The 24,948-nt window shown below is 66.4% G+C and carries 14 protein-coding genes and 1 other annotated feature; of the genes, 11 read left to right on the top strand and 3 right to left on the bottom strand.

Annotation, left to right across the window (positions count from 1 at the left end):
• The first annotated feature begins 87 nt into the window (after positions 1 to 87).
• From IN07_RS16060 to IN07_RS16035, 6 genes are all read left to right on the top strand, one after another.
• Positions 88 to 2,649, top strand: coding sequence for an Eco57I restriction-modification methylase domain-containing protein (locus IN07_RS16060; RefSeq protein WP_052091351.1), 2,562 nt, complete (start codon positions 88 to 90; stop codon positions 2,647 to 2,649).
• Between the two features lie 97 nt (positions 2,650 to 2,746).
• Positions 2,747 to 4,843 carry a restriction endonuclease subunit S domain-containing protein gene (locus IN07_RS16055; RefSeq protein ID WP_197058505.1) on the top strand — a complete coding sequence of 699 codons (2,097 nt, stop codon included), beginning with the start codon at positions 2,747 to 2,749 and terminating at the stop codon, positions 4,841 to 4,843.
• A gap of 195 nt (positions 4,844 to 5,038) precedes the next feature.
• The gene (locus IN07_RS16050) at positions 5,039 to 6,844 is read left to right on the top strand and encodes a lipase family protein (RefSeq protein WP_156119231.1); all 1,806 of its coding nucleotides are present in this window, start codon (positions 5,039 to 5,041) and stop codon (positions 6,842 to 6,844) included.
• Positions 6,841 to 8,046 carry a DUF6361 family protein gene (locus tag IN07_RS16045; RefSeq protein WP_036337206.1) on the top strand — a complete coding sequence of 402 codons (1,206 nt, stop codon included), beginning with the start codon at positions 6,841 to 6,843 and terminating at the stop codon, positions 8,044 to 8,046. Before IN07_RS16050 ends, IN07_RS16045 begins: the two co-directional genes overlap by 4 nt.
• Positions 8,047 to 8,107: 61 nt before the next feature.
• The gene (locus IN07_RS16040) at positions 8,108 to 9,805 is read left to right on the top strand and encodes a phospholipase D family protein (RefSeq protein WP_156119230.1); all 1,698 of its coding nucleotides are present in this window, start codon (positions 8,108 to 8,110) and stop codon (positions 9,803 to 9,805) included.
• A complete protein-coding gene (locus IN07_RS16035) occupies positions 9,802 to 12,969 on the top strand; it encodes a helicase-related protein (RefSeq protein WP_036337202.1) in 3,168 nt (1,055 codons plus the stop codon). Before IN07_RS16040 ends, IN07_RS16035 begins: the two co-directional genes overlap by 4 nt.
• Before the next feature lie 256 nt (positions 12,970 to 13,225).
• On the opposite strand, the gene IN07_RS16030 is transcribed toward IN07_RS16035, so the two are convergent.
• A protein-coding gene (locus IN07_RS16030; protein ID WP_231558413.1) for an IS3 family transposase occupies positions 13,226 to 14,460 on the bottom strand; the annotation gives its coding sequence in 2 pieces (ribosomal slippage) (positions 13,226 to 14,175 and positions 14,175 to 14,460; 1,236 coding nt in all).
• Positions 14,069 to 14,182: a sequence feature (AL1L pseudoknot), on the bottom strand. It overlaps the preceding gene by 114 nt.
• On the opposite strand from IN07_RS16030, the gene IN07_RS25375 reads away from it, so the two are divergent.
• Positions 14,459 to 14,941: a hypothetical protein gene (locus IN07_RS25375; protein ID WP_052091349.1), complete on the top strand. Its 483-nt coding sequence runs from the start codon at positions 14,459 to 14,461 to the stop codon at positions 14,939 to 14,941. The two genes, IN07_RS16030 and IN07_RS25375, sit on opposite strands and share 2 nt — an antisense overlap.
• A gap of 41 nt (positions 14,942 to 14,982) precedes the next feature.
• On the opposite strand, the gene IN07_RS16015 is transcribed toward IN07_RS25375, so the two are convergent.
• Entirely contained in the window at positions 14,983 to 18,075 is a 3,093-nt protein-coding gene (locus IN07_RS16015) for a DUF3427 domain-containing protein (RefSeq protein WP_036337196.1), read from the bottom strand.
• Between the two features lie 449 nt (positions 18,076 to 18,524).
• Between IN07_RS16015 and IN07_RS16010 the strand changes: the two genes are divergently transcribed.
• On the top strand, positions 18,525 to 21,512 hold the full coding sequence (locus tag IN07_RS16010; protein WP_156119229.1) for a DEAD/DEAH box helicase: 2,988 nt from the start codon (positions 18,525 to 18,527) through the stop codon (positions 21,510 to 21,512).
• Complete coding sequence (locus tag IN07_RS16005) at positions 21,509 to 22,870, top strand: Hsp70 family protein (protein ID WP_036337191.1); 1,362 nt, start codon at positions 21,509 to 21,511, stop codon at positions 22,868 to 22,870. The genes IN07_RS16010 and IN07_RS16005 overlap by 4 nt, the downstream gene beginning before the upstream one ends.
• Before the next feature lie 254 nt (positions 22,871 to 23,124).
• Here the strand turns inward: IN07_RS16005 and IN07_RS25370 are convergent, their stop codons facing one another.
• Complete coding sequence (locus IN07_RS25370; RefSeq protein WP_156119228.1) at positions 23,125 to 23,565, bottom strand: hypothetical protein; 441 nt, start codon at positions 23,563 to 23,565, stop codon at positions 23,125 to 23,127.
• A gap of 127 nt (positions 23,566 to 23,692) precedes the next feature.
• Here IN07_RS25370 and IN07_RS16000 point away from each other — a divergent pair, with 127 nt between their 5' ends.
• The gene (locus IN07_RS16000; protein ID WP_036337190.1) at positions 23,693 to 24,403 is read left to right on the top strand and encodes a hypothetical protein; all 711 of its coding nucleotides are present in this window, start codon (positions 23,693 to 23,695) and stop codon (positions 24,401 to 24,403) included.
• Between the two features lie 366 nt (positions 24,404 to 24,769).
• Positions 24,770 to 24,946 (top strand): hypothetical protein, encoded by a 177-nt coding sequence (locus IN07_RS25365; RefSeq protein WP_156119227.1) that lies wholly within the window; start codon positions 24,770 to 24,772, stop codon positions 24,944 to 24,946.
• The last annotated feature ends 2 nt before the right edge of the window (positions 24,947 to 24,948 follow it).

Here is a 24,948-nt window from a genome sequence, read left to right as displayed (position 1 = left end):
AGCAGTCCTGCGTGCGGTCACCCTCTGGCTCAAGCGGTTAGGAGACACGCCCTAGACGAGGCGCTCACCCCTCTCATCGCCGAGGCCGTGGCCGCCCCAGAGCCCGAGGCGGCCCTGCTGGCACTCACCGTCGTCGATCCCGCCGTGGGCAGCGGGCATTTCGTTGTGGCTGCGGGTCGCCGCATCGCCGCCGCGCTGGCTACCGTTCGCACGCAGGACGCCGAGCCCGGCCCTAATGAGATGCGTGCGGCCATCGCCGACGTCGTCGAGCGGTGCCTTTACGGGGTTGACCTCAACGACCTCGCGATCGAGATCACCAAGGTTGCGCTGTGGCTCGAGGCATTTGATGCGACCCGCCCGTTTCCGTTCTTGGACGCGCACTTCAAGGTCGGAAACGCACTGCTTGGGGTCACGCCTGCCCTGCTGCGCCAAAACATCCCCGACACCGCCTTTGTCGTCCTCGGTGACGGGCACGCAGACGGCGACGACAGCGAGTGGACAAAGAAGCTTAGGGCGCGCAACAAGTCCGAGCGGACGTTCCAGCATCAGCTTCATTTGGGATTTGGGGACCTCAATGTTGAGACGGCCAAATTCACCGAAGCCGCTCACATTGCAGACGCTGGCCGCGCAGGCAGTCTGGCCGCCGTCCGCCGGCGCGCCGACTCATGGCGTGCCCTCGAGGCGGACCCCGACTTGCTGGGCGCCAAGCTCGTCGCCGACACTTGGTGCGCCGCTCATGTCCAGCGCAAGTCCGCCGACCACGGCCAAGGCATCACCCACGGCGTGCTCAGCGAGCTTGCGGCCGATCCCAGCACCGTTGCCCCCAGGCTTCTCAGCGACATTAAATCGCTCGCACGGCAGTATCGCTTCTTCCACTGGCACCTTGAGTTTCCCGGAATATTCACTGCGGATGAGTCCACCGTCGCCGGAATGGGGCCTGGTTGGAGTGGCGGGTTCTCCTGTGTCGTGGGCAACCCGCCCTGGGAGCGGGTAAAGGTTCAGGACAAGGAATTCTTCGCAAACGTCGGGCGCAGTGACATCGTCGACGCTAAAACGGCAGCTCTGCGGACCCGAATGATTGCTTCGCTAGCTACGGACGACCCACCGTTGCACTCCGCCTACCTTGCGGCGCTGCGCCAGTCCGAGGGCGCAGCCCACTTGCTCCTGCGTAGCGGCCGTTACCCGCTCACCGGCCAGGGAGACGTCAACACCTACAGCGTGTTCGCGGAGACCATGCGCAGCATCACCGGGCCTACCGGCAGTGCCGGGATAATCACGCCGACCGGACTCGCCACCGACAAGACGACGGCTCCATTCTTTGCCGATACTCTTAGCGCCGGCCGACTTCTCGCATTCTACGACTTCGAGAACGAGGGTAAAATCTTTGCGGGGGTGCATAATCAGTTCCGCTTCGCAGTCACCGCCATGGGGGGCGCAGTGCGGACAGCTCAGCGAACCCGCTTCGCATTCTTCACGCGGTACCTTGCGGATGTGCCTAGTCGGCGCTTCGCGCTCACTCCGACCGAAGTGCTGACCATGAACCCGAATAGCGGCACCCTGCCGATGTTTCGCACGCGGGCCGACGCTGACATCACTCTCGGCATTTACGAGCGGCATCCCGTGCTCATTCGGGACGGAGCGACGGACGGCAATCCTTGGGACTTATCGTTCGGGACGCTATTCCATATGGCGAACGACTCCGGCCTGTTCAACCAGCCCGATGACCTAGTTGACGCTACCTTCAACGGGTGGTCTTACGAGCGCGACGATATCGAGCTTGTGCCCCTGTACGAGTCGAAGCTGTTGAGTCACTACGACCACCGCTTTTCCACCTACCGTCACGCTACCCAGGCCCAGCTAAATAAGGGAACGCTGCCGCGGTTGTCGGAGGCGGAGCACGACGATCCTGACATCGAACCCCTGGCTCGCTACTGGGTGAAGCGCGCCGGCGTCACGAGAGCCCTTGGGAAGAAGTGGGACCGGGACTGGTTCCTCGGATGGCGAGACATCACGAACACTTGGAACGAGCGGACGTTCGTGCCGTCGGTATTGCCGTTCAGTGCAGTTGGACACGTTTTTCCACTGGCGTTCCCCGGAGAGCCGGGAGATGGCGTGGTCCTGCATGCATTGTGGTCCACCATGGTGTGGGACTACGTTGCACGCCAAAAGCTGAGTGGCACTCATATGACCTATGGCATCGTAAAGCAGCTCGCGTGTCCCACTCCGTCGACGTTGAAGTCGGCGTCGGCCTGGATGCCCGGTCTGTCCCTGGGCGTATGGGTGCTGCCTTACGTCCTGGAGTTGTCATACACGTCGTGGCGGCTGCGCCCCTACGCCCTGGAGATGGGCGACTCCGGCGCACCCTTTCACTGGATAACCGACCGCCGAGCGGAGCTCCGCGCTGATTTGGAGGCGGCGTTCTTGCACGTCTACGGCCTGACGAGGCTGCAGACAGAGCACGTCCTAGACTCCTTTTTTGTGGTGCGCAAGTACGAGGAGCGCGACCTCGGGGAGTATCGAACTCGCCGCCTCGTCTTGGAGGCCTACGACCGCATGGCGGCTGCCATCGCTCGGGGCGGTCAGGGCTGGACGCCCCTTGCCGACGTCCCCGCCGGTCAGGGCCCACGTCATTCGGCGCGGGATGACTGACCCCTTGGCCGTACTTCGGAGCCAGGCCGTCCCACATGAAAGGACGTTGCTCCGCCGCCTGCTGGCCCTAGTCGTCGGTGACACTGTTCCGCAAGTCGTGATTTCTGCGGTTGCGGCGGGGGATCTGGCCGACGTTCTACCTGCTGGCTGGGTGCCGACCGTCGTCGATGCCGAGAACGACATCGCTGCAGTGGCGTCGGCGTCGCTGGCCGACGGCCCTGTCATGGTCCATGCCAGCTGGGCCCGCGACGAGGGGTCGCGGGTGTCCTCCCACCAACGTGACTTACCTCGGATTCAGCCGGGTGGTGGTCACCGGCTGGTCATGCTGCTGCCCGCAGGTGACCTCGACTTGCACAGGACCTCCCGGTTTCGCGAGGGCCTATTCTTGCAATGGTCTCCCCGGCTCGTCGGGTTCATAACTGGCGCCCTTAGCAGTGTGCACAATCGGTTCAACCTCGCACTGGTTGTGCTCGAGCCCCGGGTCGGCAACCAAGAACCTTGCGCAATGTTTGACGCGGGTGCCGCGTCGCAATCCGAAGTTGACTCCCTTATCGCCGAAGCGAGTCGACTGCTCAAGATGAAGGGCGGGAGGACCGAGCACGGCTACATCTTGCGGGAGCTACCCAGCGGTGGTGAACAGCTCGGGTTTCAACGCAACGACCCGCGACTCGCGGAGCGCAGGGCGGAGCTCGGCGGCTTTGGATCGACCGTGCGGCTGGAAGAACTGTTCGAGGTGATCCCTCAGCGTCCACTTCGAGGCCGCCTTGCCGCAGACGCATCACCCGACGTCGTCGATGTCCGATTGCTCCGGGGCCGAGACGTCCAACGCGACCACGTGGTGCGCGGAGACGAGACCATCCAGGTGACTGCGAAGCCGTCGGACCTCCTTCGCGCAGGTGACGTCGTCATTCGTGCCATCAACGCCAATCACCATGGCTCGGGATTTATCTGGTCGTGGCTACGTCCCGACGATCTCCCCGCGGTTGCCGACGCCAGCGTGATCGTTATGCGGCCGCGTCACGAGGCCGACAGCATCGTTGTGGAGTTCGTACTGCGCTACCTGGCGTCTCGTGTCGCGCGTGATCTTGCGGAGGTCAGCCAGATAAGCGGACATCTCAGGTTGACGGCGCGCGAGCTGGCGGACATGATTGTTCCCCTCCCGGACCAAGCGGTTATGTTCGCCCTGCGTGCGGTATTGCACGCCCGTGACGTTGCTGGCCAATGGAGGGATGACGCGCACAACGCGCTCGATACCTTGTTCGACGGTGAGACCGTCGCGGACTCGCGGGAGACCGTGCTCCAGGTCAGTCGATCTCTCCGCCTGCGCGTGACGGCTGCTGAACAAGCGGAGGACTTCGCCCAGCAGATTCGCAGTACCTACCCGTTGCCGGTTGCTGCTCGGTGGCGGGTAGCTCACACAACCCTCTCGGAGGGGCCGACGCCCGACGGGTACGACGCTTTGCTCAACACAGCCGAAGTGACCCTCGGGTACGCCGCCAATGTGGGGATGGCACTGGCCCGCAGCGCTGGCGTGGGGCTCAGTGCGACAGCTGTGATTGCGGCCAAACTCGCGCGCGGTGAGGGGCCCGGCTTTGGTGACTGGGTCGCCGTCCTCCAGGAACTCGGAGGGAAGAAGGCCCAATCAGTTCGCGAGGCGACGAAGGCAGACGAGCTTTGCGACTTCGCGGAGGAGAGTCGGGTCGCGATCGCCCGGTTGCGGCAACGTCGCAACGACGAAGCGCACGGGCGCCCCGTCGACCGGCACGACATGGCTGACGCCTGCGCCAGCGCGCTCGCTGACGTCGAGCTGCTGCTGGCGCGCTCGCAGTTCCTCGCCGACATGCCACTGATACTGGCCGGCTCGACCACCTGGGATGCACTTGCGCAGTCCGGCAGCTGCGAGATCCGACGCCTCGCCGGAGACCATCCCGTCGTCCCGAGGGAACGGCTTGCGGTCAGCAGGTCGGACATTGAGAACGGCAGCCTCTACGTCCAGGATTCTGGCGGCGAGCTGCATCTGCTGAGGCCCTTCGTCATCGCCGGCGACTGTCCGCGGTGCCGCGCCCTCTCCACATTCCACGTCGATCGGGTGTCCAACGGTGTCGCCACCTTGAAGAGCTTTGAGCATGGGCACCTCGACGAGGTTCCACACTTCCTGCCCGCGCTCAGTGCGGTGGGCCTGCTCCCGGTCTGAGCTGGGACTCGGGCCCCAACATTCCCAGCCGGTGCTGCCGCAACCCCGGTGGCTTCTGGCAGCGTCAGGTCACACCCACCTCAACCGTCACTCCTGCAGGGATTTGGTCGTCGTCGTGCCTAATGGGCGGCTTCGGGTGGCAGTCTCGGTGTCCAGCGGCGTCTGGCCGCGATGCGACCACCAGGAGTGTCTGTCTTGTTTGCGAAGCTCGTCTTCTTGCACGGCGTCGGTGACGGCGACCCGCGAGGTCAGTGGCTGACTGATCTGAACCATGGGTTGGAGAGTGCCGGTTACAAGGGACTCGCCCGGTCAGAGACCATCGCGCCGCGCTACAGCGACTTGCTCAGCACCGACGGTGTTCGCGCGTCGGTGCCCGCGCGTACGTACAAGCCCTCCAACGAGGACGATCGGCGGCGCAAGTACGAGTTCCAGCAGGCGAATGCCGCACGCCTCATCGGCACTGATCCCGACATCGGGCGCTTCGGCTTCGACGACCTGCCTGCTGTTGTGCTCGGCCCCGGACAAGAGGCAGTAATCACTGCAGGCATCCTGCAGCTGCACCAGGTGCGCCGCTACATCGAGAACGAGAACCTTCGCGGCGCGATCCTCCGGCGCGTGCTCGAACACCTCCCGGCGTCGGGTGAGATCGTGCTCGTCGGGCACAGTCTGGGATCTGTCGTCGCCGTCGACCTCCTCGACCACCTGCCTGTCGGTGTGACCGTCAAGCGGTTCATCACGATCGGGAGCCCGGCTGGCTCGTCGTTCATCCACGAGAACTCTGAGCGCCTGCTCAAGAAGTTCCCGTACGGGATCGTCGGGGACTGGTCCAACCTCTACGGCCGTGCCGACATTGTCACCGCGGGTCGCGGGCTCGGCTCCACCTTCCCTGCCGCAGCTGACCACCCGATCGCAGTCGGCCCACGGCACGCCGCCAAGGCGTACTTCGAACACCCGTCGGTTGCGATCCTGATCGGTGAGGCGCTCCAAGGGTCGCTGGGAACTGATCTGGCCGTCCGGTCCGTGGCCCTTGAGGTCATCGGTTCTGTGCCGGAGCAGACGGCCTTGTTCGCGCTGGCGTTCGCGCACCACGTCCGGCGGAGGATCAAGGACAAGGCGGTCGCTGGCCGCTACGAGCTGGCACTGCAGACCGTGCAGTTGGAGATGGCGGAGAGCCTCAGGCTCCTGCTCGCGAATGAAGGTCGCCCATTGTCGGGCGCCGTCCGGTCCCTCTCGAACGGGGCACCACCCACGCTGATCCGCGCCTGGAGCATCGACGAAGTGGTCGAAGTCCTCGTCCTCTGCGCGTTGTCCAATCTCGTCCAGCCCTACGACGTGTCGACCGGCGACGCACCGATGGACGCTCTACGCGACATGGCGACGGAGCTCCACATCCAGCCGGAGAGCGGTGACCGCATCCGTCAGGCCATCACCGAGGTGAAGGGCTGCCTCGGAGGCAGCACTGGTGTCCCCTGGTCGCGCATCCTCATCGGTGTCGGTGGCGTCGCCCTGCTCGCGGCTGGGCCCCTTGGTGTCGCGCTGGCTGCGCCGGCGACCGCCTACGGGGCAGCAGCAGTCACGGGGGCCCTGGCTGCCTTCGGTCCGGGCGGCATGATCGGAGGACTCGCCATGCTGAGCGGGTTGACCTCCGCCGGCGCAGCAGTGGCTGCAGGCGCGGCCACTGTGACTGCAGCCAACGCATCCGTCGACGAGCTGGTGGCCGACGTGGTCATCCGAGTGAGCTCGGCGAGAGCGCGTCAACTCCTCGACGTCACACCAGATGCGGGTGCTTGGTACTACCTCGTCGGCGCTGAGACCGACGTGGCGGCGGAGCTCAACCGGTTGACGCCCCTGTCCGACCCGAAGTCCCCGCGGATTGCCGATCTCGAACGCAAGCGAGAGATTCTTCGTCGGCTGCTGACCTTCATGCTCGACCACGGGCTGCAGCCGGCCGAGCTGCTGCCTGCCGAGCAAGAGCCCGCCGAAGCCGGTGCCTTCGAATGACCTCGACTCTGAAGTGGCTCGACTTCTCCGCCGAGGAGCAACGCCGCACACGCGAGATGCTGCGCCTGTTCGAGGAGAAGGAGAGCCGCGACGAGCTGGGCATCGGTCAGATCCGCGACGCCTTCTCGGACCTGCTCTTCCCCGGCACATCGGTGCTGCTGACTCGCGCGCGGTACTTCCTCGTCGTCCCGTGGTGTGGTCAGTACGCAGACAGCACGGCGCACTACCGGCGGGGGCGGCAGACGCTGGACATGGTCGAGCGTAGGGCGCTCGTGGCGCTCAAGGCGGCGGCACCGGGCGAAGCCGGGATTATCGGTGCGTACGCCGGAACCGCGGTCAAGAACTTGCCCTCGGTCCTCTACAAGCAGGCGCTGGAGCGCTACGGCATCGCTCGCCCAGCAGTCGAGAGCGGCGTGCACGCTGAGGAGGCGGTCGGGGAACAGGTCACCCTGGATGCCCCAGGCCGATGGGTCTCCTCCCTGCCAGCAGCGCCGCCCCGGTTCCCCGATGCCATAGACGGTGGGGTACGGCTGTCGCTGGAGGAGGCGAGCTGGTTGAGCGAGCAGATCACCGCAGCCACCCCGGACTCCTACCTGACGCACGTCCTGCTGTCCAAGTGGCCGGTAGAAGGAGTGGACTCGCCGTGGAGCCACCCCGCCGTCGAAACTGCACCTACCGAGATGGCCTCGGTCGTCGTTGACGCAGAACTCTTCTCTCTTGCCATGCACGGAGCGGCCCTGCTCTACAACCTGCTCATCAGCGAGTGGTACGAGAACAAGGACTTGAGCAACGTCCCCAGTCCGGTCGAGAGCTACCGCAGCGCCCTGGACGACTGGGCAGAACAGGCGCGGGCGCATCCGAAGCGGAGCTCGTGGGACACCGCCGCGATGTGGCAACGGGTCATGAGTCAGAATCCGCGCGTCGAGGGCAACATCCGCGCCCGCCGGTTCATCGGCGACTGGCTCGACGGCTTCGTCCGCGGCGACGTCGACGGGATCGCGGACGACGTCGCATGCCGGCAGCTCATCCGGCAGCGCGAACGGTCGATCAAGGACGCGCAGTCGCGTTTGACCAACGAGAAGCTCCTGCGCAGTTGGGCCGGCGCTTCCGGCAGCCGGCGGCTGACCTACCGGTGGAGCAACGTGGCCGCGCTAGTCACAGACATCCACGAGGGACTGGAATCGTCCGATGCTCGAACCTGACGGCCGCGCACTCCTGCTCGACGCCCTGCGCCCACCGGAGGGGTACCGCCTCGACTACGGCGTGGCCACGACCTTCACGCTGCACCTCGACACAGCGCTGTCGGTCCCGCTGTCCTTCCTCTCCCGTCGGCTGGCCGACTCCGGTGATCCGATCGCGCTGATGGAGGCGGTCCGGGCAGCGGCTGACCGGCTCGACGTCTTCCACCAGGCCGGCATGATCGCCATGCCGCCATCGCGGTCACCCATCTTCTCCTTCCTGGAGCCGGTGCTGCACGCGGTGCGGCGGCCCAAGGCGGGCCATATCTTCCACCCGAAGTTGTGGGCTCTCCGTTACGTGGCCGACGACGACGTCTCCGACGTCCGTATGCGGCTGCTCGTCCCCAGCCGCAACCTCACGGCCGACCGCAGCTGGGATCTCTGCCTCCAGCTCGATGGTCAGCTGGGTCCAAATCCCGTCGAGCGCAACAGCCCGGTCGCCGAGTTGCTGACTGCGCTGCCTGGCATGTGCCTGTCGACCATGCCGCCTGATCGCATCGCCCGGCTCGATGCTCTGGCGAGCGACCTCCAGCGGACAGAGTGGGAACTGCCCGAACACGTCGACGAGGTCTCCTTCGACGTGCTGGGGCTGGGCCACTTCCTGGCCGCCGACTTCTTCGTCGGCCACGAGCACCTCGTCATCTCACCGTTTTGCACAGACGGCGGCCTGGCTACCGTCACCGGCGGCACGCCAGCGACGGTGGTCAGTCGGCAGGAGACCCTCGACGGGCTGGACCGGAACGCTCTCGGGGAGCACGAGACGTTTGTTCTCGATCCGCTCACCAGCGAGATGGAAGACAAGGGAGACGGGACGGACCCGAGGGCCATCGGGCTGACCGGACTGCACGCCAAGTGCTTCATCCTCCGCTATGGCAGGAAGGCGTGGATCCGGGTGGGCTCGGCCAACGCCACAGAAGCGGCCTTCGCCGGAAACGTCGAGATCCTCGTCTCGCTGGTCGGCTCGGCGGCGAAGCTGGGCGTGACCGACCTCTTCGAGGCCGAGAGCTCGCTGCGCAGCATCCTCACCGAGTACTCGCCGCAGGCGGCCCCCGATGAGGACGACGCGGCGGGTCAGCTCGGTGACCTGTTGATCGACCTGGCCAGTGGGGACTTCACCGCGTCGGTCCAGTCGACGGATCACGGCCACCTGATCCAGCTGCAGGGCCCAGCCATCCCGACGTTGCCGGTCGGTGCACGCGTCACTGTCCGCCCAGTCACGGTGCCCGAGTTCGCCGCCGAGGTACCGCCGGAGCAGCTGATCGACGTCACGTTCGGGCCCATGGAGGTCGACCAGATCTCCGCCTTCGTGATCATCACGGCAACGACCCAGGACGGTGTCTCGGCGAGTGCCGTAGTCCTCGCTGACCTCGTGGGGGCCCCGATGAACCGGCTCGACGAGATCATCGCCCGGCAGGTGGACACCCCGGAGAAGTTCCTCCGCTTCCTCGCGCTCCTGCTCGGGATGGGTCAGCCCGCCTGGACGGTGGGGATGGAAGCCGTCGGAAGTGCCGGAGCATCCGCCGCACCTGCATTCGAGGCGTCCGGGTTGCTCGAGCTGCTGATGCGGGCTTTGGTCGAGCACCCTGGCCGGCTGGATGACCTCGCCCGCCTCGTCGACCGTCTTGGTGCGTATGCAGACCGGGGGAGCGTGCTCCCGGACGGGTTCCCAGAGGTCTGGGCGGTTGTGGACGCCGTCCGACGCGATCAGGAGGCCGTCGCGTGACGCGCTTTGATGCCGGCCCGGTGCTCGCCGGACTGAAGGACTTCCAGCGCGCCACCGTGGACCACGTCGCTCGCCGGTTCTTCACTGACGATCAACCGACGCGACGATTTCTCGTTGCCGACGAGACGGGCTTGGGCAAGAGCGTCGTGGCCCGCGGCGTCATCGCCAAGACGCTCGAGCACCTCCAGGACGACGACTCGGTCGACCGCATCGACGTCGTCTACATCTGCTCCAATGCGGACATCGCCCGGCAGAACCTCGCTCGGCTGGAGGTCACCGGAAGTCGAGCCACGCACATGTCCACGCGATTGACGATGCTCGCCAAACACACCGCATCGTTGAAGGGCGCCACCTCCGATCTGATCGACAAGCCGGTCAACCTGGTCGCGTTCACGCCCGGCACGAGCTTCGAGCAGGGCTGGCGGACGGGACAGGCGGAGGAGCGAGCGCTCATCTACCTGTTGCTGGAGGAGCACCTCAAGCTCGCCGGCTGGGCTCGTCGCAGCGCACTCCAGACTCTGCGGGCCACCACCCGGTCGTACGAGCGGTTCGAGTCCGCCGTTGAGTACCTCCGCTCGACCCTCGACGGCGGTCCCGACCCCGTCATCGCGGAAGCCTTCGGTCAGGCACTCAACAGGGACGGCCTTGGGCGGCGCGCCGAGGACCTCTTCGCTGACGTCGGCCGTCGGCAAGACATCACTGGCGAGTTGTGGCACCGCGCGACGGGGCTGATCGGAGAACTCCGCGGTCGACTGGCGCGGGCTTCCATCGAGTCCCTGGAACCCGATCTCGTCATCCTTGACGAGTTCCAGCGGTTCAGAAACTTGCTCTCGGTCGAGCAGGGCGGGGAAAGTGCCGAGCTCGCTCAGGAGCTGTTCAACCACGGCCAGGCGAAGGTCCTGCTGCTGTCCGCTACGCCGTACAAGCCCTTCACGTTGGAGCAGGAGCGGCTGACGACGGGGGAGAGCCACCACAAGGACTTCCTGGAGACCCTGCGTTTCCTCAACGGGGACCCGGATTGGCTGGACCAGGTCGATGACGCTCTGGCGGGCTATCGCGATGCGCTGTCGCGTGACACCCCCGCAGCAGAAGCCGCCAGGCGCGTCCGAGAGCTGTTGACGACCGTCATGACACGGGCGGAGCGCCCGCGGTTGAGCACTGGGGAGATGGTGCACGAGCGGCGCACTGAGCTGGTCGACCTGACCGCGGACGACGTCCGCGGCTACGTCCGGCTTCGCGAGCTCGCCTCGGCGCTCGACGCCAACGCGACGCTCGAGTACTGGAAGTCCGCCCCGTACTTCGTCAACTTCGTCGAGGGGTACCAGCTCGGCGACAAGCTGAAGAAAGCCCTAGCGGACGGGGTCACACCAGGCATCCGCGAGCTCGCCTCGCGTACCCAGCAACTGGATGCGGCGGCTCTGTCGTCGTTCAAGCCGATGGACATGGGCAACGCCCGGCTGCGCCGCCTCGCTGAGGACACGGTGGACAAGGGATGGGCAGAGCTGTTGTGGCTGCCGCCGTCCATGCCCTACTTCTCGCTCGGTCAGCCCTTCGTGCAGCACGCCGCAGCCGGGATCACCAAGCGCTTGATCTTCTCTTCGTGGTCGGCGACTCCTACGGCCATCGCTGGGCTGCTCAGCTATGAAGCCGAGCGCCGCATCGCCGACGGCGTGCTGACAGAGAACACCGTTCAGGCGCGTGCCGCGGTGGCGAGTCGGCTCGACTACCGCCTCACCGACGGCCGGCCCGCAGCCATGAGCGCGCTGGCTCTGTTCTGGCCGCATCCGGAGCTGGCTCGATTGGGTGATCCACTCACTGTGGCCCGCTCTCGCCCCGGCGAACTGCTGAGCCGTGCGCAGATGGAGACCGCGGTCCGAGACGCGCTGGAAGATGCTGGGGACGACGGGGACCAGGCGGAGCCGGACGGTGACACCGCGGCGTGGAACGGGTTCCTGAGCTGGCCAGGCGCTTTGCCGGCCGACGTGGGTGGCGGGCTGCCATTGTTGTTGGCGGGCGGCTCTGGCGAATCACCCGACGCGGGCCACGAGCAGCCAGAGACGGGTGCCGGTTTGAGTGCACACGTTGATCAGGCACTGCAGGCAATCGCCCGCGGCGGCCCTGGCCGACTGCGTCGCAGGAACAGCCTCGGCCGGGACGTCGTCCGATTGGCCGCACACGCGCCCGGGAACATCGCGTGGCGGGCGCTGAGCCGCGTCCTCACCGAGGACGACCACGTGACCAGCGGCGAGCACTGGCGGGCGGCGGCACACCTTGCTGCCGGCCTGCGTGCACTCTTCAACCGACTTGAAAGCACGCTCATCATCGACCGCGGTGATCAAGGACCCGCCTACTGGCGCGCGGTCCTCGACTACTGCGCGGCCGGCAACCTGCAGGCCGTTCTCGACGAGTACGTGCACCATCTGCGGAGCTCAATGTCTGACACGCCCTTGTCCGGCGAGGCTCTCTTCGGCTTGGCCGATGACATGGTCCGCGCGGTGAGCCTGCGCGTCGCCAACTACGCGCCCTACTACCCGCTCGATGACAACGGCCCCCGACTCCGCAGTCGCTTCGCGCTCCGCTACGGATCGGCGCGAGGGACGGCAGCCGATGCCGCCGAAGGTGTGCAGGTGCGTCAGCAGGACGTGCGTGCAGCGTTCAACAGCCCGTTCTGGCCTTTCGTGCTCACCACCACCTCAGCCGGCCAGGAGGGCATCGACTTCCACTGGTGGTGCTCGGCGATCGTCCACTGGAACACCCCGGCGAATCCGGTGGACTTCGAGCAGCGGGAGGGGCGTGTGCACCGCTTCGGCGGGCACGCCGTGCGGCGCAACGTGGCTGCCGCGCACCGAGCGGAAGCGCTCGGCTCCTCGCTGAATGACCCGTGGAGGGCGGCCTACGACGCCGCTGACCAGGCGACTCAAGACCAGGGTGACTTCGTGCCGTACTGGGTCTACGGCGGCGACGCCAAGATCGAGCGGTACGTGTACCCGTACGCGCTCAGCCTGGACGGTCCGCGATATGACCGGCTGAAGCGCGACCTGGCGCTCTACCGGCTCGCTTTCGGCCAGCCGCGCCAAGAGGACCTGCTCAAGCTGCTCGATCGGCGCAGCGACGACGAGGTGGCAGCGACCGATGTCATTGACCTCCGGGCTCCGACGGTGTGACAAGCGGTGGCGCCGTCTCAGCCTCGACAGCGAGGCTGACGCTGGCGTGCAAGCCATCTTGTAGACGCCCCAGCCAGGAGGCAGTTCATGGATCTCAAGCCCGATCAGTTGGGCCAGCTCGTCACCGCGCGGCAGGAATGTGGGTCAGCCGTATCGAAGGCCTATGACGAGGTCTTGTGCGAGGTCACCGCCCGCATCGCCTCAACGGGCTCGGTGGGGAAGGCGGACATCGGTGCACTCGTGTCCCGCCCCGGATTCAGTGGAGGCTCGGAACTGACGCGGCGACGGTAGTCGCCGCGGTGTTGTGCCGGTAGAAGTTGTCTTCGTGCTCGGCCGGTGGGACGAGGCCGATCTCGCCGTGTAGCCGTCGGTGGTTGAACCAGTCGATGTACTCGGCCACGGCGATCTCGAGGTCGTCGATGCCCTTCCAGGGACCCTTGTTGCGGACCAGTTCAGCCTTGAACAGGGAGTTGAACGCCTCGGCGAGGGCGTTGTCGTAGGAGTCGCCGGTGGAGCCGACGGAGGCAACCGCGCCGGCCTCGGCCAGCCGCTGGGTGTAGCGCACCGCGACGTACTGGACTCCCTTGTCCGAGTGGTGAACCAGCCCGCCGAGGTCCCGGCCGGTCCGGCGGCGGGTCCAGATGCCCATCTCGAGGGCGTCCAGGGCCAGGTCGGTACGCAGGGACTTCGACAGCTGCCAGCCAACCACTCGGCGGGAGTAGACGTCGACGACGAACGCGGCGTAGACCCAGCCGGAGAACGTGCGGCAGTAGGTGATGTCGGCGACCCAGAGCTGGTCCGGGCCGGTCGCGGTGAACGCGCGATCGACCAGGTCCGGGCGGGTGTCCGGGCCGGTGCCGGGCACGGTGGTTCGCGGGCCCTTACCCCGCGTGATGCCGCGCAGGCCGGCCGAGCGCATCAGTCGCTCGACGGTGCAGCGGGCCACCGCCTGGCCTTGCCGGCGCAGCGCCGCATGAACCTTCCGGGCGCCGTAGACGCCGAAGTTCTCGGCATGTACCTGCTCGATCACCGCAGTGGTGGATGCGTCGGTGACCGACCGCGCCGAGGGCGGCCGGTTCCGATGGGCGTAGTAGGTGCTCGGGGCGATCTGCAGCTGCTCACAGATCGGCTCGACCCCGTGCTCCTCCCGGTGAGCGTCGATAAACTCGACAATCACCGCTGTGGGCGGTCGAGCTCCGCCGCGAAGAACGCCGACGCGCTCTTCAGAATCGCGTTAGCTCGGCGCAGCTCCCGCACCTCGCGCTCGAGTTCGGCCAGCCGGGTGGCGTCGTCCGTGGTGGTGCCGGGCCGGTGGCCTTCGTCGATCTCGGCCTGGGTGACCCAGTTGCGCAGCGTCTCGGGGTTGATCCCCAGCTGCTCACCGATCCGCTTCAACGCCCCAGTCCGGGTCGCGGGGTCACGCCGCGCGTCGACCGCCAGCCGGATCGCCCGCTCCCGCAGCTCGTCGGGGTACTTCCTCGGTGCCGCCATGACTCTCATCCTCACGTGGATTGAGAGCCTCCATCAGACCCGGGGCGGGACACTCGTGCTGTGGAAGCGTCTGCAGGCGAACACTCCATGGGCGGCGCGCTTGAACTCGACACCCGACATCAACGTTCGTGCTGCCACGCGTGCGGCCGTCGAAGCGGTGCATGACTCGAATAGATCGACGGCTGACGCTGCGGTAAGTGGCCGCAGTGCGCTTAGGTCGTTGCCTGGCTTCGGCCATGGCGACGCATTGGCGTCGGCTGTTCTGGTCGCCGCGGCACCAGAGCGAATGGCGGTCTACGACCGACGAGCCCACGCGGCCCTGGCCCAGTTGGGCGTCCAACTCGACAACGCGTCGGGACGCTATGGCCGCTACATGCAAGTGGTCGAAGACGCACGCGAGATGGTGTCGAGAACACATGGCCTCTCATGGACAGCGCGCGACGTGGATCTCGCGCTGTACTGGCTGGGCGGCCGCAGGTGACCGAGAGAAAGCTACGACCGTCAACGGTGCCCGCCGATCTGTCAGGCGACCTTCGCGGCATGGAAGACGTCACCGGGTAGAGCGTGATCGAGCCGCCAGAGGATGCGCATCGGCCGGTTGCCGGTGTGCGACTGGTAGGCCATCGGTCCGGCGTACAGGTACGGCGGCACTCCGAGGGCGCCGTCCGCCGCCTTCGTCTCTCGCACGAACAGGTGCACGGAGCTACCCAGCTCCCGGTGGCGCAGGTACCGCTGACCGACGGGTGACGCTTCCGTCGTCGTGTTCTGCGACTCCCACTGGAAGAGCGTCGGCGTGATCGCCGAGTCGGCGTACATCGTGGTGGGGGAGAAGTGCCCGTCGGTCTTGGTCAGCGTCACGAAGAACAGGTCCGCCCTCTCGTCAGGCACCCAGCGCACACCAGAGCCGAAAGTGCCGGCCAGGTCGGTCATCCCGAACGCCGCCAGCGCCTCCTCGCGGCTGTACCGCGCGTGCACGTGCAGCGGTCGCGGCCCGCCGTCCAGAGCCGGCGCTACCCGGTGGATGCGCTCCCGCAGTACGCCGACCAGCTGAGACAGCTCCACCGATCGAGCCCGGTCGGCGAGAAGTCGGGCCAGCGACTCCTCAATCGATGAGAACGGCGTCCGCGAACCCCAGAGTGCGAAGTGCAGCATCGCGGCCAGTCGTCGCTCTCGGTCGCTTGATCCGAGAACCCCGCCGTTGAGCACGTCGTCCAGCCGGTCGAGTCGCTCGACGTCGTCCAGGTGCAGCATCCGCGCGAAGGCCCCGCGCAGCCGGGCGTCGTCCGGCCTCGGTTCGGCGGTGACCACGCCGGCCGCGCGCTGGAGGTCCAGCCAGCTTCGGCTGGTGCCGCGGTAGAGGTCCTCGACGTCCAGCCCGGTCTCGTCCAGGAAGGTGGGTAGGTCGGCCCCCGGGGAGGCAGCAAGCTCGTTGGCCAGCTGCGGCCAGGGGAGCCGCAGCGACTGCCGGACGTTGTCCAGCACCACCTGCTGCGCCACCCGGTCCAGCTGGATCGAGCAGCCTGCTGGCAGCGTCGGAAAGCCCAGGTCGATCTCCCGCTCCAGCCCACGTCGGGACGTCCCGGTCAGCGCCCGAAAGCGCAGGTCGAAGCGGAAGCTCCGGTGCTGCGAGCCGATGAAGTCCAACACCGTCAGGCACGGCTTGTCCTCAGCCAGCCGCAGACCGCGGCCGAGCTGCTGCAGGAACACGGTGGCGCTCTCCGTCGGGCGGAGGAAGAGCACCGTGTCGATCTCCGGCAGGTCGAAACCCTCGTTGAACAGGTCGACGGTGAACAGCACGTTTACCTCGCCGTTCCGCAATGCAGTCAGCGCGCCCGCGCGGGCGTCGGCGCCGTCCCGCGACGTCACCGCGCGGCTCGGGATGCCAGCGGCCGCGAATCGAGCAGCCATGAAGACGGCGTGGTCGACGCTCACGCAGAAGCCCAGTGCGCGCATGCGCGTCGGCTCGGCCACCGTGTCGATCACGGCCTGCAGGATCAGCCGCACCCGGGCGTCGCTGCCGGTGTAGAGGTTGGTCAACTCGGCGACGTCGTAGCCCGAGCCCCGCCGCCAGCGGACCGTGTCCAGCGGGACGTCGTCGTGCTTGCCGAAGTATTGGAACGGGGCCAGCAGTCGCTGCTCCAGTGCCTCCCACAGCCGCAGCTCGACTGCCGGTCGGCCGCCGAAGCGGGCGATGACGTCCCGGCCGTCCGCACGTTCCGGCGTCGCGGTCAGCCCCACGAGCACCTTCGGCTTCAGGTGGTCTAGCAGGCGGCGGTAGGTAGCTGCCTCGGCGTGGTGAAACTCGTCGACCACCACCAGGTCGAACAGGTCTGGCCGCAGCTCGGCAAGGTCGAGCTGGGCCAACGACTGCACCGAGGCGAAGACGTGCTGCCACTGCGTGGGCTTGGCGCCGTCGACCAGGAGCTCACCAAAGTCACCGCGGCGGAGCACCTGGCGAAACGTGGACCGGCTCTGGGTCAGGATCTCCTTGCGGTGGGCGACGAAGAGCACCGTCTCGACGTGCCCCTGGGTGCGCAGCCGCCGGTAGTCCAGTGCGGAGACCACTGTCTTGCCGGTGCCGGTCGCCATCACCACGAGGTTCTGCCAGCGGTCGTGCACCAGCCGCTCGGCGTCCAGCGCCTCGAGGATCTCCTGTTGGTAGCCGAACGGTCGGACGTCGAGGGAGGTGATCTCCGTAGGGGCGTCGGTGCGCCCACCGCGCTCGACGGCGATGGCAGCGGTGAAGCGCTCGGCGTCGTAGGGCTCGAACGCAGGGTCGTGCCAGTAGGAGTCGAATGTCTCGGCGAAGGTCTGCAGCAGGTGAGACTGCTCGACGGACGACAGCCGGACGTTCCACTCCAGCCCGTCGATCATCGCCGCCCGGGACAGGTTCGACGACCCCACATAGCCGGTGGAGAAGCCGGAACCGCGGTGGAAGAGCCAGGCCTTTGCGTGCAGGCGCGTCGTCCGCGTCTCGTAGGAGATCCGGACGTCGGCGCCCGCAGCGATCAGCCGCTCGACGGCACGTGGCTCGGTCGCGCCGAGGTAGGTCGTGGTGATGACCCTCAGGCGCACGCCACGCTGCTGAAGGTCTTGCAGGGCCTGCTCCAGCACCCGGACGCCGTGCCAGGTGATGAAGGCGCACAGCAGGTCGACGCTGTCCGCGGACGCCAGCTCGCGCTCCACCTCGTAGCCAATCCGGGGCTGCCCGCGGCCGTTGACCAACAGTGCGCTGGTGCTCAGCGGCACCTCCGGCCGCACCGGGAAGGCGACAGGCGCCGGGGTGTGGGCGGGCGTCGCCACTGCGAGCAGTTGCTGCCCGGCATCTGCGACCCGGTCACCGGTCAAGACGGCGCCAGGTGCGCTGAGGTCACCGACCGCGGCCGCTATCCGATTGGCCAGCTCGACCTGCGCGGCCACCTTGCCTTGCTCGGACCCGGGGGCGGACTGCAAAGACCGGCTGATGAGGCTCGCCAGGTGACGCGTGAGCACGAGGTGCGAGTCGGCCGGGTCGAGCGGCTCGTACTGCACCAGCTCTCTCGGTGAGCTGGTCAGCGCAGCAGCCACGTCGTCGGTGATCAGCGCCTCGTAGATTCCCGGCGCGACGTCACTCACTGCGTTCTCTGTCGACCAGGCACCGACGCAGACTCGCACGAGCCATCCGAGCGCCCGAGCGAACGCGCCGTGAGCAACCGCTTCGAATAGCCGATGCCCTGGCCGCTGTTGGACGGTCCTCAACGGGTGCGGCGCTGGAATACTTCGCACTGAACTGCCCGGACTCAGTGGTTCCGGGGTCGACCACTCCTCATTCCCGGCGCGGTTGATGCACGGTGAGGTCACCTCAGCCGGCAGTTTCTCGGGCGATAGCGACCGGTGCGGCTGAGTGGTGAGCCGGCGACCGTCGCGCGGTTCCTGAAGCGGTCGGTCTGGGCAGTCCTCTCCACGAGGTCGACACATCCGCCTCGCTCGCCTCACGCGCCACAAATGAGTGAGAGGTGCCCATAGCTAACCGGCGAGACGCCCTCCTGCAGTTACGCTCGATACCCGGTAACGTTTGGAGTCTCGTGCTATCGATTGGCATTGCGGTTCGGCGCCGAGGATCGGGTGATGTCGGGGTCATCATCGGCGCAGCGTCCGAGCACTGGCAGGTGGCCTTCGGGGGCGCCGTTGTCATGCTCGACGGCTCCGAGCTGGAACCCGCGCCGCGCAATCCCGCCGAACTCTTAAGTGACGGCCAGCTGGGCGACGCCGAGAGTCACGTACTGCGGATCCAAGCCCACTATCTTCAGCACGCCTACCGGCATGATCCGCTTGCCAGCCTGACCAACGCCCGCATCGAACCGCAAATGCACCAGGTCTTCGTGGCTCATCGCGTCGCCAACAAGCTCCGTCCGAGGATGATCCTTGCCGATGAGGTCGGCCTCGGGAAGACGATCGAGGCGGGACTCATTCTTAAAGAGCTGCGAGCCCGCGAGCAGGTCTCGCGGGTTTTGATCGTCAGCCCTGCCAGTTTGACCCGACAATGGCAGGCGGAACTCACCTCGAAATTCAATGAGCCTTTCGAAATCATAGATGGCGCTGCGGCGAAGTACCTGGGCCGCGGGGGAGTGAATCCCTTTGCGCTGCGTGACAACGTCATCTGTTCGCTGCCGTTCGCGGCGAATGAGAAACGAATGGCTCAAGTCTTGGATGCGGAGTGGGATCTCGTCATCTTCGACGAAGCTCACCGCGTGCGCCGGACGAGGCAGAAAGAGACGGTCGCCTACAAGCTTGCTGATGAACTGAAGGAGCAGGTCAACGGGCTGCTCCTGCTCACCGCAACCCCAGTGCAGCTGGATCAGTACGAACTGTATTCCTTGATCCAGCTAGTCGAACCGGGTATCTTTCGCAACGAAAAGGCTTTCGAGAAGCAGCGTCTCGAGATCCCTATGCTGAACGACCTGATGAAACAGCTCGAAGCCTGGGACACCCTCGATCTCACAGAGCGTGAAGCCCTCTTTAGGCGCGAGAAGCGCCGACTCCAGCGCGCTGGTTGCACGTCTCCGGCCGATCTGGATGACGACGACGTCCTGACGCGGGTGATCGGGCGCGTCGTCGGTCTGCACCCACTGGCCGACGTCATGGTCCGTAACCGCAAGGCGGAGCTAGGACTGGCGGGTAGGCGGAGAGCCAGAACGGAGCTGGTCGAACTCACGGCCCTGGAGCAGGAGCTCTACGCCGACGTCATCGAGTACATCCGTGAGGGCTACAACCGCGCGCGGTCGAGCAAGAACAGCGCGGTCGGCTTCCTCATGGTCACCTACCAGAAGATGCTGACCAGTAGCTCTCACGCGCTCCGGAAGAGCTTCAGGCGTCGTATCGCGGCCCTGCAGGGGGATCGCCAGAGGGTCATCGCAGCAGCGAGGGCGGCAGCAAAGCTGATTGATGAGCTGGCGGATGACCCCGAGGAACTCGGTCTCGTGAGCGACGCAGCCGCAGGGGTCCTCGTGGACGCGTCATACATCGATGTGGAAATCAGGCAGTTGACCGAGCTGGCGGCGCGGTTGGACGACGTGCGGGACAGCAAGATGTCCAAGGCCGTGAAGGTCTGCCAGCGAGTGCTGGAAGACCCCGTTGCGAAAATCGTGATCTTCACGCAATTTGTGGAGACCCAGCTCGCCCTCGCGCAAGCGCTGCGCATCAACGGGTTTGACGTCGTGTTGTTCAACGGCGGCCTCGACGCGGAGGACAAGGAGCGCGCCGTTCGGCGTTTTCGTGAGACCGCGTCGGTGCTTGTCAGCACCGAGGCCGGCGGTGAGGGGCGGAATCTCCAGTTCGCGAGTCACTTGATCAACTACGATCTTCCCTGGAATCCGATGAAGGTCGAGCAGCGCATTGGTCGGCTCGACAGAATCGGCCAGAAGCGACAGGTGAATATCTACAATCTCGTCGCGAGCGGGACGTTGGAAGAGCGCGTGTTGGACGTGCTGCATGACCGCATCCGCCTGTTTGAGGAATCGATCGGTGCCTTGGATCCCATCCTGGGCAACATCGAAAAGGACATCGCACGGCTGGCGCTGTCCGACGAGGCCGATGTCGCCCGGGACTTCTCCGCCTACTCGGAGGAGCTCGAGAAGCAGGTTCGGCAGGCGCAAGCCGTCGAGAAGCGATTGGCCGACTTTGTCCTCGACCGAGCTAGCTTTCGACGCGATCAGCTGAACGAGCTGCAGAAGCACTCGGCGATGGCCACGCAGGCCGACGTAGTGGCCTTCTGTCGCGACGTCCTTGATCAGCACGGCGGCTTCGTCAGTGAGCATGACGATGGTGGCGACTCCGTCGTCCTCTCGCCGCGGGCCATGAACAAGCTCGGCCTGCAGCAAACCAGCTTTCGGGGCGTCTTCGACACAGCGGAAGCGCTGCGTCGGGACGATCTTGACTTCTTCGCATTCGGTCACGCATTGGTCGACAAGCTCGTTGCCTTCGGTGCCTCACTCGAGAACGCGACCGTGGGGTGCCGGCGATCGATGTCCGTGCCGTCCGGGACCTGGGTGGAAGTGGTCTACGAGGTTCGTGTTCGCGGCCTCACCGACCGTGGGGCGCTCGTGCGCCACCTAGTCGGCGAGGACCTCGAGGTGCTCAGCGAGCTGATGACCAAGCGGCCGGCTGACGTGGCCGAGGACGGTGAGGTGCCGAGCTGGACGCCGTCAGCTGTGGCGGCAAGCCAGCGTCTCTGGGACACAGAGTTCGGCGTGCAACGCCAGGAGCGGCTCACTGAGTTCGAAGAAGTACGACAGCAGTTGCTCGATCGCGAGGAGAGCCTCTTCGCTTACCGACGCGACCGGTTGGAGCTCCAGGTCACGCAGGACCGCGAGTGGCTGGAGGCCAGAAGCGGTCCGGACATCAGTGCCAGTGACCGTCGGGTGCTCCCCGCGCGGAAGGGCAAGCTAGCGAAGAATCTTGAGCGTCTCGCGGAACTGGAGGATCGCTTTCACATCGAGTGCGAGGCGATCCGTGCCCGGGAGCTGCAGATGGACTCGACCGTTGCTTGGGCCTCTGTCGTGGTGGGCTCGTGAAGCAAGCCGTCGCTTACGGGATCGACTTCGGAACCAGCAACAGCTCGATCGCTGTTGCCTTTGCTGACGGCTCCACCGACGTTATTGCAGCGGAGCGAGCGGGTGCACCGACACTGCGCTCACTGGTCTACCTGCACCGTGACGGGCAGCGCCTGACGGGCGACGACTCCGTCCGCGCATACCTCACGACGGCAACTGCCCAGACCGCGTGTGGGCGGTGTTCTTTCGTGGACCGGACGCGCGACGGCGCAGTCACGGACTGCCGGCAGCACCACAGGGGTGGCAGTTGCCGGGACAGCCGGTTGCTCGCTCAGGTCAAGCGGGACCTGTCGTCGGAGCACATCGACAGAACCAACAGCTGGACGCGTGACTTCGAGTTGACGGAACTGGTGGCCGTTGTCCTCAGGCGCTTGAAGAAGACTGCCGATCGTGCGACTGGGGAGAACGTCCGGCGCGTGGCCATCGGCCGTCCTGTTCGCTTTCCCGGTGTCGAGAAGCAGCCTGCCCGGCTCCAGGCGCTCGCCGAGCAGCGGCTGTACGACGCCGCTGTGCTGGCAGGCTTCACCGACGTCGACCTCGTTGCGGAGCCTCAGGCTGCCGTCACCGTTGAAGAAGTCAGCGACGGCTTGATCGTGTGCACGGATTTCGGAGGTGGAACCTTCGACGTCGCAGTTCTAGCCAAGAAGGAGAACCGCGGCACGGTCTTGGCGCTCGGGGGGCAGGCCGTCGGTGGCGAGTCGTTCGACAGCCGACTGTTCGACCTCAAGGTCCGCTCGGCGCTCGGGCTTGACGGTCAGGCGGTCAACGTTGACAAGAGTCTGCGTGTACCGGGTTGGCTTCGGGCCGGCCTCAGCTCGCTCTCCGGCTGTCAGGAGCTGTTGCACGACCAGCGGGTGGGACCACTTCTTCGGGATCTCTCGGCGCATGGCGCCAAGGGGGTTGCCGAGGCGCTACGGGAGCTCCTTTACGGGGGCCAGGCGTGGGCATGCCACAAGGCCGTCGAGGACGCCAAAATTCGCCTCTCGAGTCAGCGGGAGGCCCGCATCACCCTGCGCCGACTGCCGCATCTGAACATCGATGTCACCGTGCAGCGGTCGGAGTTCGAGCAGGCCATCCAGTCCGAACTGCGTGCGGTGGAAGGGTGCATCGTGGGCACGCTGGCGAGGGCAGGCGTGGAGCCTCAGCACGTCAGTTACGTGACTCGAACCGGTGGTTCGTCGAGGATTCCGGCCTTCGAGGCGACGCTGACATCGATGTTCGGGGCCGGGAGGATCGTCGACCGGGATGCCTTCACAACAGTAGTGACGGGCTTGGCGCAGTACGCGTACTCCGAGTGGGCGTCATCGAGGAATGCGTGACCGAGCCCTTCGTTCCAACCGGACGCGAGTTCGATGACGGAGACCTGTCCAAGTTCGAGCCCGTCCGTTCGCCACGCCTACCGGGGGAGAAAAGTGCGGAAGCGGCTGCTCGTCGCGTCCACGAATTCGTGCTCGAGGTGAGTCCCCAAGTGGATGAGGAGCGTCCCCTGGACAGCGCTTGAGCGCGATGTCGGATCAGCGGAATCGCCCTGCCGGTCCACCAAGCCGTCCCCAATCACTTCGGCGGGTCGCTCCTACTGCTCCGTGCGGCCGCAGGCGGACGGGCTGGTAGGGAAGCCGAGGCGATCGGCTTCCGCTGCGGCGGCGAACAAGTCGTCGACCACGCGGCGCAAGTGTTCCGTAACGCTGCTGAGGCCCAATCGGTCGCGGACGGCCGCGGCCACAGCGGCGTAGGACCAAAGCAGTTTGCGTTCTGAGGCGTTGAAGGTCGACCAGAATGCTGGTCCGTAGGAGCGCAGGTCGGCGGCGACGCAAGAGGCGTTGTGGATCTTGTCGGCGGCGGTGACAAACAGCGCCTCGTCTGACTTCTTTCTGGCTCGCGAATACCGACGACGTAGGCGCGCTGCCGCTCCTCCCAGGAGCCTTGCCGCGCTGCGCGGTGGCTGGCGGCCCATTGTCGTGGGCTCCGCCGAGTTCCCGATGCTCAGCCCGCGCTCGGGTGGCTGGTTCGTCACCGGGTCAGGCTCCCTGCGCCTTGTCTCTGAGGTGGTCGCCGCCGCGGTCCATGGGGACGACGGGCTTGGCTCAATCCGCTACCACGCCGTGTCATGATGCCGCTTCGTCGCGTCACGGGGGAATGAGATGACTCTGCACGAGAAGTCTGCACAGCAGCCAGTCCCAGCGGGGAGGCGCTCCCTCTGGGAACGGTTCAAGGCGGGCGGTTGGTACTACGTCGTCGTCCTGGCTTCGGCAGGCATCCTCGCGCCGATACCCATGTGGCACGCATGGACGCGGCTCCGCACGCGCTACCTGCTGATCATGGCCAGCACGTACACAGCTGTCGCTATTCTCCTGGTCTACGTGCTGCCCAGCTCGTCCGAGCGCGCTGCGGACGGACAGCCTGCGAGCAATGTCGGCGGGCTGGCCGCTGTTGCGCTCATGATCTCGGCGTGTTTCTTGCTCGTTCGGCCCCGCCGTGAAGTCTTCGGCCTCGGACAGCCGGTGGCGTACCACGAGGACCCAGCCGTGCAGCGCGCACTCGACGGACGCGCCCGACGTGACAGGGCCCGGGCGATCGTCGAGAGCGACCAGCCGCTGGCACGTGAGCTCCGCATCGGTCGTCCAGACCTGCCGCGGGACTACGACGACGGTGGTCTTGTCGACGTCAACAGCGCTCCCGCCCACGTCGTTGCTGACGTGTGCGGGATCGACGCACGCTGGGGCGAGGAGATCGTTGCGGCCCGCGAGCTGCGGTGCGGCGGCTTCTTTCACATCGCCGAACTGCTCATCGAAGTCCAGATGCCTGGGCACGTGGGCGAACGGATCCGGGACCGCGGCGTCTGCATCGCTTAAGCGCTCCCGTCAAATCGCTCTGTCGGATCCCTGTCTCGAAACCCGCGTCCGGTCGTTATGGGGCGGCCGCCCACCGTCGTCTCATCACGGCTGGATGGTGACCGTCACCGGGACGTGGTCGCTGCGACGCGGATGGCGACCCACGTGTCGAAGTCGCCCGACTCGACCGCCGCCCCGTCCGCCCAGGCGGAGGGCGCGAACACGTGGTCGATGTGGAACGGCTGGTCCTGCCGGGCGGTGGTGAAAGTACGTCGGCTCGGTTGGCTGCTCGCCGAGCACGAGCCTGTGGGCCACCGGATCCGGACCATCTGTCGCCGTCGCTAGGCCCTCGACTTCCCTCAGCCGCCGAGAGACGAGGACGTCCCCATGGCCAAGACCGTCGCGAAGTCCAGCAAGAAGTCCGACAAGCTCGCCGCGAAGCTCAAGGCCAAGGCCAAGGCCAAGGCCAAGGCCAAGGCCACCGAGGCGAAGGCCAAGGCGAAGGCGAAGAAGGCGAAGTCCAAGGCGACGAAGGCCAAGGGCAAGAAGGCCAAGCAGAAGTAGTG

This window comes from Modestobacter caceresii (assembly GCF_000761485.1).
Lineage (GTDB): Bacteria > Actinomycetota > Actinomycetes > Mycobacteriales > Geodermatophilaceae > Modestobacter > Modestobacter caceresii.
The sequence above is the reverse complement of the archived record's forward strand: the minus strand, read 5'-3'. Positions and strand labels throughout refer to the sequence as shown.

Excerpts from the sequence above, each read along its gene's own strand:
- IN07_RS16045 (WP_036337206.1), top strand. The coding sequence starts at position 6,841 with ATGACCTCGACTCTGAAGTGGCTCGACTTCTCCGCCGAGGAGCAACGC.
- IN07_RS25375 (WP_052091349.1), top strand. The coding sequence starts at position 14,459 with ATGACTCTCATCCTCACGTGGATTGAGAGCCTCCATCAGACCCGGGGC.
- IN07_RS16000 (WP_036337190.1), top strand. The coding sequence starts at position 23,693 with ATGACTCTGCACGAGAAGTCTGCACAGCAGCCAGTCCCAGCGGGGAGG.
- IN07_RS25365 (WP_156119227.1), top strand. The coding sequence starts at position 24,770 with ATGGCCAAGACCGTCGCGAAGTCCAGCAAGAAGTCCGACAAGCTCGCC.